At 65.4% G+C, this 15,471-nt stretch carries 19 protein-coding genes; 13 read left to right on the top strand and 6 right to left on the bottom strand.

The genetic code is table 11. The features are described from left to right. A partial coding sequence (locus AC1DOX_RS27560; RefSeq protein WP_477101656.1) for a DUF6429 family protein occupies positions 1–136 on the top strand: 136 nt, incomplete at its 5' end. Positions 137–279: 143 nt separating this feature from the next. Here the strand turns inward: AC1DOX_RS27560 and AC1DOX_RS27555 are convergent. After that, positions 280–1,155, bottom strand: a complete 876-nt coding sequence (locus AC1DOX_RS27555; RefSeq protein WP_441622975.1) for a LysR family transcriptional regulator — start codon at positions 1,153–1,155, stop codon at positions 280–282. A gap of 186 nt (positions 1,156–1,341) precedes the next feature. Between AC1DOX_RS27555 and AC1DOX_RS27550 the strand changes: the two genes are divergently transcribed. From AC1DOX_RS27550 to AC1DOX_RS27520, 7 genes are all read left to right on the top strand, one after another. Next, positions 1,342–1,896: a carboxymuconolactone decarboxylase family protein gene (locus AC1DOX_RS27550; protein ID WP_477101602.1), complete on the top strand. Its 555-nt coding sequence runs from the start codon at positions 1,342–1,344 to the stop codon at positions 1,894–1,896. A gap of 24 nt (positions 1,897–1,920) precedes the next feature. Beyond that, positions 1,921–2,724: an SDR family NAD(P)-dependent oxidoreductase gene (locus AC1DOX_RS27545; RefSeq protein ID WP_441622971.1), complete on the top strand. Its 804-nt coding sequence runs from the start codon at positions 1,921–1,923 to the stop codon at positions 2,722–2,724. Between the two features lie 55 nt (positions 2,725–2,779). After that, a complete protein-coding gene (locus tag AC1DOX_RS27540) occupies positions 2,780–3,805 on the top strand; it encodes a Bug family tripartite tricarboxylate transporter substrate binding protein (protein WP_441622969.1) in 1,026 nt (341 codons plus the stop codon). An 18-nt stretch (positions 3,806–3,823) separates the two neighbouring features. Beyond that, the gene (locus AC1DOX_RS27535; RefSeq protein ID WP_441622967.1) at positions 3,824–4,651 is read left to right on the top strand and encodes an amidohydrolase family protein; all 828 of its coding nucleotides are present in this window, start codon (positions 3,824–3,826) and stop codon (positions 4,649–4,651) included. Positions 4,652–4,686: 35 nt separating this feature from the next. Then, positions 4,687–5,619, top strand: a complete 933-nt coding sequence (locus AC1DOX_RS27530) for an SMP-30/gluconolactonase/LRE family protein (protein ID WP_441622987.1) — start codon at positions 4,687–4,689, stop codon at positions 5,617–5,619. 108 nt (positions 5,620–5,727) lie between these two features. Then, positions 5,728–6,693, top strand: a complete 966-nt coding sequence (locus tag AC1DOX_RS27525; RefSeq protein ID WP_441622965.1) for a Bug family tripartite tricarboxylate transporter substrate binding protein — start codon at positions 5,728–5,730, stop codon at positions 6,691–6,693. Position 6,694: 1 nt separating this feature from the next. Further along, the gene (locus AC1DOX_RS27520; RefSeq protein WP_441622963.1) at positions 6,695–7,354 is read left to right on the top strand and encodes a glutathione S-transferase family protein; all 660 of its coding nucleotides are present in this window, start codon (positions 6,695–6,697) and stop codon (positions 7,352–7,354) included. A gap of 15 nt (positions 7,355–7,369) precedes the next feature. Here AC1DOX_RS27520 and AC1DOX_RS27515 read toward each other — a convergent pair whose 3' ends face one another. The 3 genes from AC1DOX_RS27515 to AC1DOX_RS27505 all read right to left on the bottom strand — a co-directional run bounded on the left by AC1DOX_RS27515 (position 7,370) and on the right by AC1DOX_RS27505 (position 9,202). After that, on the bottom strand, positions 7,370–7,903 hold the full coding sequence (locus tag AC1DOX_RS27515) for a DUF3455 domain-containing protein (RefSeq protein ID WP_441622961.1): 534 nt from the start codon (positions 7,901–7,903) through the stop codon (positions 7,370–7,372). 63 nt (positions 7,904–7,966) lie between these two features. Beyond that, entirely contained in the window at positions 7,967–8,290 is a 324-nt protein-coding gene (locus AC1DOX_RS27510) for a response regulator transcription factor (protein WP_441622959.1), read from the bottom strand. A 54-nt stretch (positions 8,291–8,344) separates the two neighbouring features. Continuing rightward, positions 8,345–9,202, bottom strand: coding sequence for an amidohydrolase family protein (locus AC1DOX_RS27505; protein WP_441622957.1), 858 nt, complete (start codon positions 9,200–9,202; stop codon positions 8,345–8,347). Between the two features lie 102 nt (positions 9,203–9,304). Here AC1DOX_RS27505 and AC1DOX_RS27500 point away from each other — a divergent pair, with 102 nt between their 5' ends. From AC1DOX_RS27500 to AC1DOX_RS27490, 3 genes are read left to right on the top strand one after another with little or no spacing between them, the layout of a single operon-like run. Beyond that, positions 9,305–10,090, top strand: a complete 786-nt coding sequence (locus AC1DOX_RS27500; RefSeq protein WP_441622955.1) for a GntR family transcriptional regulator — start codon at positions 9,305–9,307, stop codon at positions 10,088–10,090. A 27-nt stretch (positions 10,091–10,117) separates the two neighbouring features. Next, the gene (locus AC1DOX_RS27495; RefSeq protein ID WP_441622953.1) at positions 10,118–11,104 is read left to right on the top strand and encodes a tripartite tricarboxylate transporter substrate binding protein; all 987 of its coding nucleotides are present in this window, start codon (positions 10,118–10,120) and stop codon (positions 11,102–11,104) included. 58 nt (positions 11,105–11,162) lie between these two features. Next, positions 11,163–12,152 carry a Bug family tripartite tricarboxylate transporter substrate binding protein gene (locus AC1DOX_RS27490; protein WP_441622951.1) on the top strand — a complete coding sequence of 330 codons (990 nt, stop codon included), beginning with the start codon at positions 11,163–11,165 and terminating at the stop codon, positions 12,150–12,152. Between the two features lie 107 nt (positions 12,153–12,259). Here the strand turns inward: AC1DOX_RS27490 and AC1DOX_RS27485 are convergent, their stop codons facing one another. Then, positions 12,260–12,724, bottom strand: coding sequence for a MarR family winged helix-turn-helix transcriptional regulator (locus AC1DOX_RS27485; protein ID WP_441622949.1), 465 nt, complete (start codon positions 12,722–12,724; stop codon positions 12,260–12,262). Positions 12,725–12,986: 262 nt separating this feature from the next. Here AC1DOX_RS27485 and AC1DOX_RS27480 point away from each other — a divergent pair, with 262 nt between their 5' ends. Both AC1DOX_RS27480 and AC1DOX_RS27475 read left to right on the top strand, forming a co-directional pair. After that, positions 12,987–13,430, top strand: coding sequence for an Ohr family peroxiredoxin (locus tag AC1DOX_RS27480; protein ID WP_441622947.1), 444 nt, complete (start codon positions 12,987–12,989; stop codon positions 13,428–13,430). A 354-nt stretch (positions 13,431–13,784) separates the two neighbouring features. Beyond that, complete coding sequence (locus AC1DOX_RS27475) at positions 13,785–14,042, top strand: hydroxyquinol 1,2-dioxygenase (protein ID WP_441622945.1); 258 nt, start codon at positions 13,785–13,787, stop codon at positions 14,040–14,042. A gap of 234 nt (positions 14,043–14,276) precedes the next feature. On the opposite strand, the gene AC1DOX_RS27470 is transcribed toward AC1DOX_RS27475, so the two are convergent. Beyond that, the gene (locus AC1DOX_RS27470) at positions 14,277–15,461 is read right to left on the bottom strand and encodes a mechanosensitive ion channel family protein (RefSeq protein WP_477101601.1); all 1,185 of its coding nucleotides are present in this window, start codon (positions 15,459–15,461) and stop codon (positions 14,277–14,279) included. Between the last annotated feature and the right edge of the window lie 10 nt (positions 15,462–15,471).

Below are 15,471 nucleotides of genomic sequence, written 5' to 3'. Positions count from 1 at the left end.
AGGTCTCATTGCCGACCCTGTGAACAAGGCGAAATCAGTCATCCTCACCGAGGAAGGATTGCGCGAATCGGAACGCCTTTTCATGCGCCATTTCGTCGCGGCAGGCGGACAAGGCAATAATGAAATGAATTTCTAACTCACAACACTAGGAGGTTGTTTCAGAAGGATCCTGGCGTCGTTGTCGGGTTAGCCACATTCGCTGGCCGTACCACTTGTACTGTCTGCGGCCGCGCGTCTAGCCAGGACCGCTCGCTTCATTTTGAAGCAACCTCCAATTCCCTATGGAACGCCGAGTAGTTTCAACGCCCGCGCCAACACCGGCGACGGATTGCCCGGATGCCAGATCGCCGAATACTGCGCGTGCGCCGGGGCGCCCGTCAGCGGCTTGAGCACCACGCCCGGAATGGCCGCCACCGCCAGTGTGCGCGGCACCAGCGCTACCCCGCGCCCGAGTGCCACCAGGCTGACCACCGACAGCAGGTGCTTGGCATAGTGGCGAAAATTCGGACTGAAGCCCGCCTGCAGGCAGGTGGCCGCGGTCAGGTCGAAGTATCCGGGGGCGCTCTCGCGCGGAATCACGATAAACGGCTCGTCGGCCAGCGCGGCGGGATCGATCCTTGACCGGCCGGCCAGCGGATGATCCGCCGGGAGCGCCGCCGCCAGCGGCACGCGCGCCACCTGATGCGCCGACATCTCGCCCACGCCCATCGGCACCTGCGCAAAGCCCAGGTCGATGCGGTCGTTGCGCAGCGCCTCCACCTGCTCCGAGGACCCCATCTCTTCCCAGACGGTGTCCACGCCCACCAGCTCGCGGTGCAGCCGCGCAAACAGCTTCTCGATGCCGATATAGACCACCGCCGCGACAAATCCGATGCGCAGCGTGCCCGTTTCGCCCTGCTCCGCCCGGCGTACGACCTGCATGGCGACTTCCGCCTGGTTCAGGATACGGCGCGCCTCCTGCACTAGCGCCGCACCGGCCGGCGTCAGGCGCACGCTGCGCTTGTTGCGGTCGAACAGCATCACGCCCAGCCGTGCCTCCAGCTGCTGGATGTGCTTGGTCAATGGCGGCTGCGAAATGCGCAGGCGCTCCGCCGCACGGCCAAAGTGCAGCTCCTCGGCCAGCGCCACGAACATGCGCAGTTCTCGGATTTCCATCGGGCGCTCCGGTTGAAAACGCCGTCAGCCACGGCGCAGCCAGTAATTCTAATTTGGAATGAGTCTGTTCCAAAAAATATATTGGACGCTACAAACGCACCGTCCGCACAATGGCTGCATTCGTGGCGTGGTCACGCTGCGACGCAGCATGACACCGCACCCATAACAAAGATTGGAGACAGGCTGATGCCCCGTATTCCCGCCCTGGCCGTGGAGGCCATGACGCCCGCCCAGCGCACCGTCTACGACACCATCGCCGCCGGCCCCCGTGGCGGCGTGCGCGGACCGCTGGCAGTCTGGCTGCAACGGCCGCAACTGGCGGCCACCGCACAGGCGCTGGGTCAGTATTGCCGCTACGACTCGTCGCTGTCGCCCCGGCTATCGGAGCTCGCCATTCTCTGCATGGCGCGGGCCTGGAGCGCCGAGTACGAATGGTTTGCGCACAAGCCACTGGCACTGAAAGCCGGCGTTGACGCCGACGTGGTCGAGGCCATCCGTACCGGCCAGATTCCGCGCTTTGCGCACGAAGACGAAGCCGTCGTCCATGCCGTGATGCAGAGCCTGGACACCACCCGCAAGATCCCCGATGCGCTCTACCAGCGCGCCGTCGCCGTGCTCGGTCAGGACAGCGTGGTGGACCTCGTCGGCCTGGCCGGCTACTACACACTGATTTCCATGACCATCAACGCCTTCGAAGTGGTCCCGCCCGAAGGCACGGCGCCGGAACTCGTCGCACTCTGACTCTCAAGCTGAAGGAACAGAAACATGTCGTCCAGAAGACTCGACGGAAAAGTTGTCATCGTGACCGGCGCGGGCTGCGTGGGTCCGGGCTGGGGCAACGGCCGCGCCGTGGCCGTGCGCTTTGCGGAAGAAGGCGCGAAGATCTTCGCCGTCGACAAGCATGCCGCCGCCATGGAAGAAACGCTGGCCCGCGTGCGCGGCGTGCAGGGCGAAGTGGAGCCCTACACCTGCGACGTCACCGACGCGAAGGCCGTGGCCGCGATGGTCGAAGCCTGCATTGCGCGCTTCGGCCGTGTCGACATCCTCGTCAACAATGTCGGGGGCTCCGCCAAGGGCGGTCCGGTGGATCTCAGCGAGGAAGTCTGGGACGCGCAACTGGACTTCAACCTGAAGAGCGTCTTCCTGACGTGCAAGTCCGTGCTGCCGTATATGGAAGCGCAAGGCGGCGGGGCCATCGTCAATACGGCGTCGACGTCCGGCATCCGCTGGACCGGAGCGGCCCAGGTCGGCTATGCATCGGCCAAGGCAGCCGTGATCCAGTTCTCGCGCGTGGTCGCGGTGGAGTACGCGAAGAAGAACATCCGCGTGAACACGGTGATTCCGGGCCAGATGCATACGCCGATGGTGGAGGCACGTCTGGCGGGCCAGCGCGCGGGCGGCAACGTCGACGCGCTGTTGGCCCAGCGCCAGGCCCGCATTCCGCTCGGCTTCATGGGCGACGGCCGCGACACCGCCAACGCAGCGCTGTTTCTGGCCTCCGACGAAGCGCGCTTCGTCACCGGAACTGAGATCATCGTCGACGGCGGCATGAGCGTGCGTTGCGACTGAGCTGCCGCTGACCACAGGCCGCACCGATAAAACACACAGGGGAGACAACGCCGCCATGGCATCCAAGACATCCACGGCCCGCCCGGGTCGACGTGGCCATACGACGGCCGTGATGGCCCTGATGGTCCAGATGGCCGTGCTGGCGGCCAGCGCGGGCCTGCCCGCCGTCGCGCGCGCCGCCGCCTATCCGGACAAGCCGGTCCGTCTGGTGGTGGCGTTCTCGCCGGGCGGCCCCACGGACATCATCGCGCGCGTGATCGCCCGCAAGCTGGGCGACCGCCTCGGCCAGCAGGTGGTGGTGGAGAACCGTCCAGGTGCCGGCGGCAACATCGCCTCGGAACAAGTCGCGAAATCGCCGGCCGACGGCTATACGCTGCTCTACAACAGCTCGTCGATCGCCATCTCGCCCGCGCTGTTCCAGAAGCCTGCGCTCAATCCCACCGAGATCTTCACGCCAGTGGCCTATGTCGCCACGGTGCCGCTGGTCGTGATCGTCAATGCCGCGTCGCCGGCCAGGACGCCGCAGGACTTTCTGGCGTTGCTCAAGGCCAGGCCGGGCCAGTTGAACTTCGGTTCGTCCGGCAACGGCACGATCGACCATCTGACCAGCGTGCTGTTTGCGGCCCGCACCGGCACGCAGTTCAATCACATCCCCTACAAGGGCAATGCGGCGGCGCTGCCGGACCTGCTGTCGGGGCGGCTGGACTTCATGATGTCCGGCAGCCTCAATGCCGTGCTGCCGTTCATCAAGGACGGCAAGCTGCGCGCGATTGCCGCCACGACGCAGCGGCGCGTCTCCGTGCTGCCCGATACGCCGACGCTGGCGGAGACCATCACGCCCGGCTTCGATTCCGGCACGTGGCAAGGCATCGTCGCGCCGCGCGGTCTGCCGTCGGCCATCGCCACGCGGATCAACCAGGAGGTGGCAGCCTTGCTGAAAGACCCCGAAACCCTCGCCGCGCTGCACGCCCAGGGCGCCGAGCCGACCGGCGGCACGCCCGCCGACTACGGCAAGCTGATCCGGACCGAGTACGCGCGCTGGACGCGCGTGGTCAAGGAAACCGGCGCACGCTCCGACTGACACCGACAACCGACCACCATGCAAGTCGACACCACCGGCGCGTCCGGCATCTGGGATTGCCATTTTCATATCTTCGGGCCGTACGCGAGATTCCCGCTGCCGCCCGATCCCATCTACGCGCCACCGGCGGCGCCGTTCAGCGAGATCCGCGCGTTGCATGCGGCGCTGGGCATTGCCCACGGCGTCATCGTGCAGGGCGCGTGCTATGGCGATGACCACGACGCACTGCTCGCCGCGCTCGACGACAGCCATGGCACCTACCGTGGCATTGCCACCATCGATCCCGAGATCGACGAAGCGCGCCTGGTTGATATGCACGCGCGCGGCGTACGCGGTATCCGCCTTGGCCTGATGTCCCATCTTGGCGGACCGGCCGATCCGGGCCGCATGCGCGCCGTGCTCGAACGTATCCGCCCCTATGGCTGGCACGCGCTGCTGCACGGGCAATTGCCGGATGTGGTGAACGCCCTCCGGGCGCTGGCGCCGCTGAATATTCCGCTCGTCATCGACCACATGGCCCGCGTCAACGCCAGCGACGGGATTTCCTACCCCGCCTTCGCCGCGCTGGAGGAATTCCTGGCGCTGCCGCACCTCTGGATCAAGCTGTCCGGCCCGGATCGCATCACCGACGGCATCGTGCCCTATCCCTCGGCCGTGCGGGTTGCGCGGCGGCTGCTCGACATCGCCCCGGCGCGCGCGATCTGGGGTACCGACTGGCCGCATCCGAACATCCAGTACCCGCGTCCGAACGAATCCTGGCTGCTGGCGTGGATTCGCGCCCTGTGCGGCGATGCCGCTACCACCGACGCCGTGCTGGTCCATAACCCCGCACGCCTGTACGCCTGAAGAAAGGAGCCCGCATCGTGGATCTCAGCGACCGCATGCCGATTCGCCGCTACCCGGACGAGGCCGTCCAGGTGCTGCAACCGGAATTCGAAAAATACAGGCTGGTTCTGGCCGCCGTCGAGCGCATTGCCACCGGTGGCCGCTGGAATGAAGGACCAGTCTGGTTTGGCGATGGCCGCTACCTGCTATGGAGCGACATCCCCAACAACCGCATCATGAAGTGGGAAGAAGAGACCGGTGCGGTCAGTGTGTTCCGTGGGCCTTCCGATCACGCCAACGGCAATACGCGCGACCGTCAGGGCCGGCTGATCACGTGCGAGCACGGCGGACGCCGCATTACCCGCACCGAGTACGACGGCAGCGTCACGGTGCTGATGGATCGCTTCGAAGGCAAGCGCCTCAACTCGCCCAATGATGTGGTGGTCAAGTCAGACGGTTCGATCTGGTTTACCGATCCGCCCTTCGGCATTGCCGGCTACTACCAGGGCGAGCGCGCCGAGGCCGAACTGCCGGAGCGCGTCTATCGGCTGGATCCGAATACCGGCACCGCCACCGTGGTGGCCGACGATATCAGCGGTCCCAACGGCCTGGCCTTCTCGCCAGACGAACGTACGCTCTACGTGATCGAGTCGCGCGCGCGGCCACGGCGCATCCGGGCGTTCAGCGTGGACACCAGCGGCAGCCGGCTGACGGAATCGCGCGTGCTGGTCGACGCCGGCCCCGGCACGCCGGATGGCTTTCGCGTCGATGTGGACGGAAACCTGTGGTGCGGCTGGGGCATGGGCACGCCGGAGCTCGATGGCGTGCGCGTGTTTTCTCCGCAAGGCGAGGCGATTGGCCATATCTCGCTGCCCGAGCGCTGCGCCAACCTCTGCTTCGGCGGACGTCACCGCAATCGCCTGTTCATGGCGTCGTGCACGTCGATCTACTCGCTATACGTCAACACCCAGGGCGCGGCCGGCGGCTAGGCCCAACCCACGCGCTGCCCCGCGCCTGCCCCGCGCTGAAATCACCGGCGTGGCGGCAAGCGCGGACGCGCGCGGCCGTCCCTTGCAACCACCAATCAGGAGACCACCTTGCTTAACCGATGGCGCACCCCGTTTCTTGCCGCGGCACTGATGTCGCTGGCATTCACCTCCCTCGCCCACGCCGCGCCGGTCATCCGGCTGGTCGTCGCGTTTCCGGCAGGCGGCCCCGCGGATACGCTGGCCCGCGCCATCTCGCGCCAGCTGGAACAGGAACTCCAGCAGACCGTTGTCATCGATAATCGCCCGGGCGCGAATGGCGCCATCGCCGCGAGCTTCGTTGCCAAATCGCCGACCGACGGCTCCGTGCTGTTCCTGACTAGCGCCGGCGCCATCGTGATCAACCCGTCGCTGTATGCCAGCCTGCCCTACAACCCGCAGAAGGACCTGACGCCGATCTCGATGGTCGTGAATACGCCGGAAGTCCTCGTGGTCAAACCCGATGCACCGGTCGCCACCGCCGCCGCCTTCGTCAAGCAGGCCCAGCAGGCGGCCAAGCCACCCAGCCTGGCCTCCACGGGCGTCGGCAGCATGCCGCATATGACGATTGAACTCTTCAAGGTCGCGACGCGCGTCAACTTCCTGCACGTCGCCTACAAGGGCGCCGCGCCGGCCATCACCGATACGCTGGGCGGCCAGGTCGACGCGTTCTTCGGCGACGCATCCGGCCTCATGCCCTTCATCACCAGCAAGCGCCTGAAACCCATCGGCGTAGCTGCGCCCAGGCGGCTGTCATTCCTGCCGGACGTGCCGACGCTCGGCGAACTCGGCATTGCCAACGTGGAAGCCAGCAACTGGTACGGCATGATGGGGCCGGCCGGCACGCCGCCCGATGTGGTGAAGCGCGTGAACGAGGCGCTGCGCCGCACGCTCGGCACCCCCGAGGTGCGCAAGAACCTGGAGCAGCTCGGACTGGTGCCGGCGCCGGGGAGCGCCGCCGAATTCGCCAGCCTGATTCGCGCGGACGCCGCCAAATGGGGCCGCGTCGTCAAGGACCACAACATCCATGGAGAATGACATGCCGACAATGACGCCCCCCACCTCGTCGCCGGAACCGGTCGCTGGCCGGATGAACCTCTATTGGTCGCCGCGCTCGCCGTTCGTGCGGCGTGTCATGGTGACCCTGCATGAGCTCGGTCTGGCCGCGGACGTCCATCGGATCGATGCCGTCGTCGCCATGACCGGATGCAACGGCGGCGTCATGCGCGCCAATCCCCTGAACAAGATCCCGACGCTGATGCTGGCGGATGGCAGCGTGCTGACGGACTCCACGCTGATCTGCGAACACCTGGCGAGCGACTCCGCGCTGGCCCCCGCCGACCGCACCGCGCGATTGCAGGCGCTGCGCTGGCATGGGATGGGGCACGGGCTGACCGATCTGCTGGTGCTGTGGCGGAACGAGCGGTTGCGCCCGGCGGCACAACAATCGCCGGAGATCCTGGCGGCGTGGGATGCGAAATCCGTCGCCACGCTGGCCATGCTCGATGACGATGCGGCATCGCTGTCCGTTGCGCCCGTCACACTGGGGCATATCGCCATCGCGTGTGCGCTGGGCTATCTGGATTTTCGGTTTGCGGAAAGGAACTGGCGGACGGAAGCGCCCAGGCTCGCGCAGTGGTTTGCAGCCTTCAACCAGCGGGAATCGATGCAACAGACGATGCCGCCGATATCCGCGTGAGCGCGCAGCCCGGGGCTATTCGATAAATACGTAGTCGGCCTGATAGGGCATGCGATCTTCCTGCCCCTCCTGCGTGCACGTCGGCGGGAGCGCCAGGCCGCCTTGCGTATTCAAGCGCTGCACGTAGCGCACAGACCTGAACAAGCCCGCGCCGCCAGTGCTCGTTGCCTGCAATAGCAAGAGCGGAATGCTATTCGGATCTCGTGTATTGGCCGCTTGCTGCAACACCTTGCCGGTCACCTTGCTGCCGTCCGGCGCTTCCCAGGTCGGCCCGGCGTAGTGCTTGATGACCACTCTGGTGGCCTCATCGCGCAGGGTTGCCTCGGGCGCCTTGAACGTCCACAGCAAGCGACCATCCGGCGCCCGCTTGCACACGTAGATCTGCACCCCGATCGCGTGCATGACGGCCACCGTCCGTCCTGCATCGGCGGGCCGGAGTTCAGGCGGCGCCGTCGTGTTGATCGACGCACAGGAAACCACAAGACTCGCCATGCCGATGGCGACGACGCCGCCACGCACTGCGCACCCAACGCGGGAATCTGACGACATATGGCCTCCTTGCCTGTGCCATGACAGCATAGTTGTGTCAGGGGATCTTTTCGAGGCGACCTCCTAGCCGCGCATGCCGTGCTCCACTGCATAGTCGAACAGCGCGGCATCCCTCGACAGTCCCAGCTCGCGCATGGCGCTGCCCTTCTGCGTGCTGACGGTATTCACGCTGCAATGCGGGTGGCGCGCCACTTCCGTCATCGTCATACCGTTGACGTAGAGCCGAACCACCTCGAGTTCCCGCGGGCTCAGCGAGCGCTCCGGATTGCTACTGACGACGTTTGCTGCGGCGCCGCAAGGTAATCGACAAGGTCGAGCCTCGTCCGCATGCTGCCACTGCTTCCATGATAGGCATGTCGCTCGAATTGACCCTGGTGTGGAACGCATCCATCGCTTCACGCGTTCGACGCGACACGCGCCGACATGCGCCGCTGCTGGCCGTCAGCGCCGCCCGATGCGGAATCCGTAAAGAACGGCCGCGTTCTCCCATCGCAAGGCATCGGCAAACGTGCCGCATGGCGTGGCCCGGTGGTCCGCGCGCTGCGCGTCCGGCCAACTGAAGAGCGCCCGGCACTCGTTCGCGCGCCTGGATGACTCATGGTTGGTCCACGGCCAGTCGCTCCCGAGGATCAGCCGGTCCTGGCCTGCGACCTCCACCCACTTCTCCGCGATCATCTGCCAGTCCAGCCCTGCGGGGAGCCGGTACGGTGCGCTGATCTTCACCCATACCTGCCGGCGCTGTTGCACTGCCTCGGCCATGTCAAACACTGCATCGTCAATGCCGACGGCGCCCGGCCGGCCAAAGTGGTCCAGCACGACCGGCACCGGGAGCCGGCCCAGTGCCGTATCGAGTGTCGCCAGTACGGCGGCGCCCTCGCCATTGCCGGTGTGCAGCTCGACGTGCCACCCCAGCGTGCCAATCCTTGCAAACAGCGTGCGCCAGGGTGCGGTGCCAATGCGCTGCCAGTCGGCATCCCCATACAGGTTCAGCCGGATACCCCTGACGCCTGCGTCGTGCAGGGTGGCCAGTTCCGCATCGTCAACCGTCGGATCCACCACGGCGACGCCTCTCAGCCGCTCCGGCATGGAGCCCAGTGCGGCAAGCAGCGCCGAATTGTCCGTACCGAGGAAGCTGGTCTGGACCACCACGCCATAGGCGTCACCGATCGAGGCGGCAAAGCCGCGCCAGTCCTCCAGGCGCGCCGCGTACGGCGGCCGGTAGCGCGCCGACGCCACGGCGACGTCCGCATCGAACACGTGGAAGTGGCAATCCACCACCGGTGGTGCTTTCTGAGTCATGGTCGGCCCCTTTCCCTGCTGCGGGTAAGCCCGGATATGGCAACGGCGGCCTCACCGGGTAATCTAGTCCTCTATAGGAGCTGAATCTAACACGGAGTCCAGATGCGCGACAACGACTTGCTTCAGGCGCCATCAACCCCTGCCGGGCTGAGTCGCTACGGCCAGATTGCGGCGCAATTGCAGCAGAAGATCGTGTCAGGCACCTGGTCGCCCGGCAAGGCGATCCCGGCGGAAAGCACCCTGGCCAGTGAATTCGGCATCGCGCTCGGGACGATCCGGCAGGCCATTGCCGTGCTGGTCCAGGACGGCTTGCTGGAACGCGTGCAAGGCAAAGGGACCTTCGTGCGCACGGGCCTCGCCGGGGCCAGCATGATGCGGTTCTTCCGCTTCCGGTCTGATAGCGATGCGGATGCGGCCCATACGGATCCCGCCCAGGCGGGCGCGACGGTCATCCCGCGCTCGGAAATCCTGTCATGTCGCAGTGTACGGCTCGACAAGGGCCTGGCGGCGAGGTTCGGGCTGGCGGCCGGCGCGCGGGGCCTGGCGATCTCGCGGCGCCGCTGGCTGGATGAGCGGCCGCGCCTGCTCGAGTCCATCTGGCTGCCGCTGCCGCGTTGCGAGGCGCTGCAAGCCCTGCCCGTGGCGGAGTGGGGCGAGCTGCTCTATCCGCTGCTGGCCCGCCAATGCGGCATCACCGTCCATCGCGCGGTCGACGAGGTGACCTTCCGCCTGCTCGCCACCGACGAGGCGAAGCGGCTCGATTTGCCCGATGGGCACCCTTGCGCGCTGGTCACACGGCAGGCCTTCGACCTCCAGGGAAACTGCGTCGAATACCGACTGACTCGCGGCGACGCCTTCGCATTCCGCTATACCGCCGACCTTCGATAACCGGACAGGATCCACGGAGATAACCTCATGCATTCCCTGAAAACAATGGCGGCGGCTGCCGGTGTGGCGAGCCTCGTGCTGCAACCCGCCCTCGCGCAGGCCGCCGAGTCCGCAGCCCAGTGGCCGACGCGAACCATCACCATCGTGGTGACCTACCCGCCAGGCGGCGGCGCGGATCTGATGGCCCGGCTGATCGCGCCAGGCCTGGGACGCGAGCTGGGGCAATCGGTCATCGTGGAGAACCGCCCGGGGGCCGGCGGACAAATCGGCGCGGCCTATGTCGCCAAGGCGGCGCCCGACGGCTACACGCTGATGGTCGATGCGTCCTCCTACGCGGTCAATCCCAGCCTCTATCCACGCCTGCCCTACGACCCCGGCAAGGCCTTCAAGGCGATCGGCGTGCTGGCGCGCTATCCCAATGTGCTGGTCGCCACGTCCGCCTTCCCGGCCGGCAACGTCAAGGACGTTCTCGCCATGGCGAAGCAGAAGCCGGGTTCCATCGCGTTTGCGTCTTCCGGCAATGGCTCCGCACAGCATCTGTCGGGGGTGCTGTTCGAGCAGCGCGCCGGCGTGGACCTGCTGCACGTGCCGTACAAAGGTGGCGGCCCGGCCATGACCGACGTCATCGCCGGACAGGTGCCGCTCTTCTTTGCCAACGTGGCCTCCAGCCTGCAGCACATCAAGGCCGGCAAGCTGAAGCCGCTGGCCGTCACCAGCCACACGCGCACGGCCGCGCTGCCCGCCGTGCCCACCATGCAGGAGGCCGGCGTGGCGGGCTACGAGGTCTATGAATGGAACGCGGCGTTTCTTCCCGCGGCGACGCCGGAGGCCATCGTCGCCAAGCTGTCCGACGCCTTGCAGAAGGTCATGAACAGCCCTGAGATCAGGCAGCGCGTGACCGAACTGGGCGGCGAGGTGGTAGCCGCCCCGCCTGCCGAGGCCGCGCGCTACATCGACACCCAGACAAAACTGTGGGGCAAGGTCATCAAGGACGGCAACGTCAAGCCTGAATGATGCGTCCCGCATCGCCATTGCCACACCTATCGCCACACCACAACTCCCGGAGACGATCATGACCCCGTTCAACCCCAACCGCCGTGACATGCTGAAATACACGGCCGCACTGGGCGCCAGTGCGCTGGCGCCGTCGCTGGTCCGTGCCCAGGCCTGGCCGAGCAAGCCGATTCGGCTGGTCGTACCCTTTGCACCCGGCGGCAGTTCCGAGATCGTGGCGCGGTCGACGGCCGCCGAACTGACGAAGTTGCTGGGCGTGTCGGTGTTCGTGGAGAACAAGCCGGGCGGCGCAGGCAATATCGCCATGGGGGAAGTGGCACGCGCGGATGACAATCACACGCTGATCCTGGGCCATATCGGCACGCTGGCCGTCAATCCCTACATTTTCCCCAAGCTCCCCTACGACCCGGTCAAGGATTTCCGCGCGATCTCGCTGCTCTCCAAGGTGCCCAGCCTGTACGTGGTTCATCCGGACGTGCCGGCGAAGAACCTGAAGGAATTCGTGGCACTTGCCAAGAGCAAGCCGGGCAAGCTGAACTATGGCTCCGCCGGCAACGGCAGCGCCGGCCATCTGGCATTCGAGTATCTCAAGGCCACGACGGGCACTTTCATTACGCACGTGCCCTATCGCGGCAGCGGTCCGCAGATCACCGATCTTCTCTCCGGGCGACTCGATGCGGCGGCCGTGGGCGCTCCGGCGATCATTCAGTTCATCAAGACGGGCAAGGTGCGTTGTATCGCGACCGGTACCGCCCAGCGCATTCCGCAGTTGCCGGACGTGCCAACCGTGGCGGAGCAAGGCTATGCGGGCTTCGAGATGACGCAATGGTACGGGCTGCTCGCGCCCGCATCGCTGCCGCCCGCCGCTGCGGCCAAGCTTGGCGACGCGACGGTCAAGGCGATCCGCAGCCCGTCGTCGGTCGAACGGCTGAGCGCGGACGCCGCCCTCGTGGCAGGCAGCACGCCGGAGGAATTCGCCCGGTTCATCGCGCAGGAACAGCAACGCTGGAAACCGATTGTGGCGCGAGCGGGCATCAAGCCTGACTAAGCAGGCGCCTGGAGAAATTCCCGGCGTCGCTGCCGGGGTTGCCACACTCGTCGTGCTTTACCACTCGTGCTGTCTGCGGCCGTGCGTCTGGCCAGGACCGCTTCGGTTCACGCCTCGCTGCGCACAGACTTCACGAGGTTGTCGCGCAGCGTGACGATCTCCTTCTGCAGCTTCGAAAATCCCTGTGGCGTGAGGCCGCAGGCATCCATCAGGCTGACACTGAACGCCTTCTCACGCAGGCGCCGCCCACTCTTCGTCAGGCTGACCCGCACCTGGCGTTCGTTGGCCGGGTCGCGCACGCGCTCGACATAGCCCATCGCCTCGAGCTTCTTGAGGATCGGCGTGAGCGTATTCGATTCCAGAAAGAGCGTCTCCCCGAGCCCGCCGACGGTTTGATCGTCCTGCTCCCACAGCGCAATGATCGTGACGTACTGGGTGTAGGTGAGGCCGAGTTCATCGAGGATCGGCCGGTAGAGCTTGCCGAATGCCAGGTTGGTCGAGTAGACCGCAAAGCACAGGAAGTCGGCTAGTTTCACGTCTGCGGGATCGGCCCGCTTCGCTGTCGATTTCATTGGTATCCCTCTCGCTGGGCGAAGTCCGTTGATCAAGACAGCATACATCGGATGCGAGCTAATCGTAACCGCCATGCCACGCGGGCAGGCAACGCCACGCCGGTATGGAGGACGTCACATCAGGCGCCTCACCGCGATCTGGGGGCGCCGCGAAAAAACTCCTTGACTTCGGTTCGTCCGTGAACCATCATGCTTTCCATCGCATGCGATTGAATCGTGTCCGATCTTAAAGACACCCCTCCAAACCACAAGGAAACCCTCCATGTCCAAGATCCAGAAAGTTCTGTTCACCGGCAAGACCCACACGACTGCGAGCCGCCAGGACGGCGCTTCGCACGAGCAACTCGATATCCATCTCACGACGCCCGGCAACGCCAACAGCCCGGAATACTCCTTCGACGCCGTTCAGTCGCACCCGACCGCGGAGCAACTGTTCGCAGGCGCATGGTCGGCTTGCTACACCGCCGCCGTCGGGCTGGCTGCCAAGTCGGCCAAGGTACAGGTTCCGCACGACGCGGCCGTCGATATCGAGGTGGATCTGGGCATGACCGGTAACGAGTACTTCCTGCAGGCCCGGATCCAGCTCACCCTGCCGGGCGTGGCGCAAGACGTCGCCGAGAAGATCGCGCACGCTGCCGACGAAATGTGCCCGTACTCGAAGGCCACGCGCGGCAACATCGACGTCGCGCTGAGCGTCCGCACGTAAGTGATGGGCGGCGTGGCTGGTTCGCATTCGCCCTGACGCGTCGGACCAGCCGCGCCGTGCCGCCCCTCGTTTTCGGCAGGAATGCCGAAAACGAGGGGTTGTCCGGGTACCTGACTTGCTCCTTCGCCGTGCCCATCCAATGCGACAGGCACTCCGCCGCTGCTCTTTCCGCATGATTTTTGTACGCGTTTGTATCCCGCAGCCACACCGATACGCGCCCTGACACGAATGGCGCTCTCGGACTACGGGCGCGATACATCGCTCGACTTAAATACATCCCGTACACGGTGGCGCGCATCGACAAGGCGCCCTCTGGAGCACTTTTCACACCACAACCTTTTAAGGAAATTCATCATGACCTGCAACATCGCCAAGCGATTTGTATTCGCCCTCGCCCTCGCCGCCGCCGCTGCCGGTGCGCAGGCCGCCGGACTGGGCCACAACGGTGCCCGCGACCCGTTTACCGACGGCGCCCGCTCCGTGCAGGAGCCGCGTAGCCCCTATACCGACGGTGCCCGCTCGGTGCAGGAACCGCGCAGCCCCTACACGGACGGCGCGCGCAACGTGGATGCCTATTCCGATGGCGCCCGCACCTTGTCCAGCATCGCCTGACGCGCCACATCGGCGAATGAACCAGTCGCGCATCCTGCGCGGCCGCAGTAGATAAACCGCAGCCTGTAACAGGCCGCACAAGGGTTCAGGGGAGCATCACCGCACGCCTGCACCCCGGGGGATGGGACTCATCCCCCCGAAGTCAGGGCACTTGGCATTCGCGGATGCGTCCGATGAACCGGCCCGGATCTCTGCCCCGGATCTCCGCCCCGGCGCGCCGCACCGTGACTTGCGCTAGCGCTTCTGCCAAACGCGCAAGCCGAATACGGGCAGCACGCCGTAGACGTGATCGAACAGGTCCGATTGAATTTGCTCGTACGATTCCCACTGCGTGTCATTGATAAACAGAAGGACCTCGAGCGGCAAACCCTGGCTGGTCGATTGCATATGCCGGACCACCAAGGGCATATCGCTCCGCACCGCCGGGTGCTGGCGGAAATAGCCGACCATATACATGCGCAGCATGCCCAGGTTGGTCAGCCGCTGACCATTCCACACCGCACTGACCGGCATCAGCAATTCCTTGCAGTGCGTCAGGTCGTCAAGCAGCTTGTCATCCGAAAACCTGACGCTGTCCGCATCGAGTGGAATGGCGTGCCTCACGCGTCGCCCTCCCGATTCCACCATGCCCCGCCAGTTCTTGACGCCGTTGGTCAATAGCACATAACTCGGCAAGGTCACGATTGTCTTGTCGAAGTTCTGCACCTTGATGGTATTGAGCGAAATGTCGACAACCACGCCGTCGGCAACATACCCGGGCACCTCGATCCAGTCGCCAATCCGCAGCATGTCATACGCAGCCAGCTGGATACTCGCGACGAAACCCAGCAGCGAATCCCGAAACACGATAATGAGCAGCGCAGTCATCGCGCTCACGCCCGTGAGAAAGTAAGTTGGAGAACGATCCAGCAGCAGCGACACGATCGCAATAAAGGCCACGAGATACAGGACGATCGTGGCGATCTGCAGGAAGCTCTTGATCGGCCGCTCGCTCGCGTGCGGAAAATGGCCGTAGCGGTCTTCGATACTGGCGAGAAAGGCAAAGGCCGCCCGTAGCGCCGCGAATACGATGAAGCATGCCGCGAGCGCTGCGACCGGCGTGCCCATGACGGATATGACCGGGAACGAGATCCCTTTCAGAAGCGGCGCCGAGAGATAGATGATGTAGGCCGGCACAATCGGCGCAAGCCGATGGAATACCTTGCGCTGCGCGGCCGCGCGCAGCCATTTACGATGCTCGCCACGCGCGAGCCGGCCGACGGCCCACAGAAGAATCGTGCGGGTAATGTAGTAACAGACGACGCTCGCCAGCACAATCGCCAATAGCAGCGCAGTGACAAGCAAGATTGCCAAAAGGAGACTGTCAGTATGGACATAGAGCTGATGCTCTCCATTCGGTCCATCCACGATGCGGAACATGTCTTTGAAC

It is taken from the genome of Cupriavidus sp. 01L415, from assembly GCF_056400065.1.
Note: the sequence above shows the minus strand (reverse complement) of the source record. Positions and strands in the feature narration are given on the sequence as shown.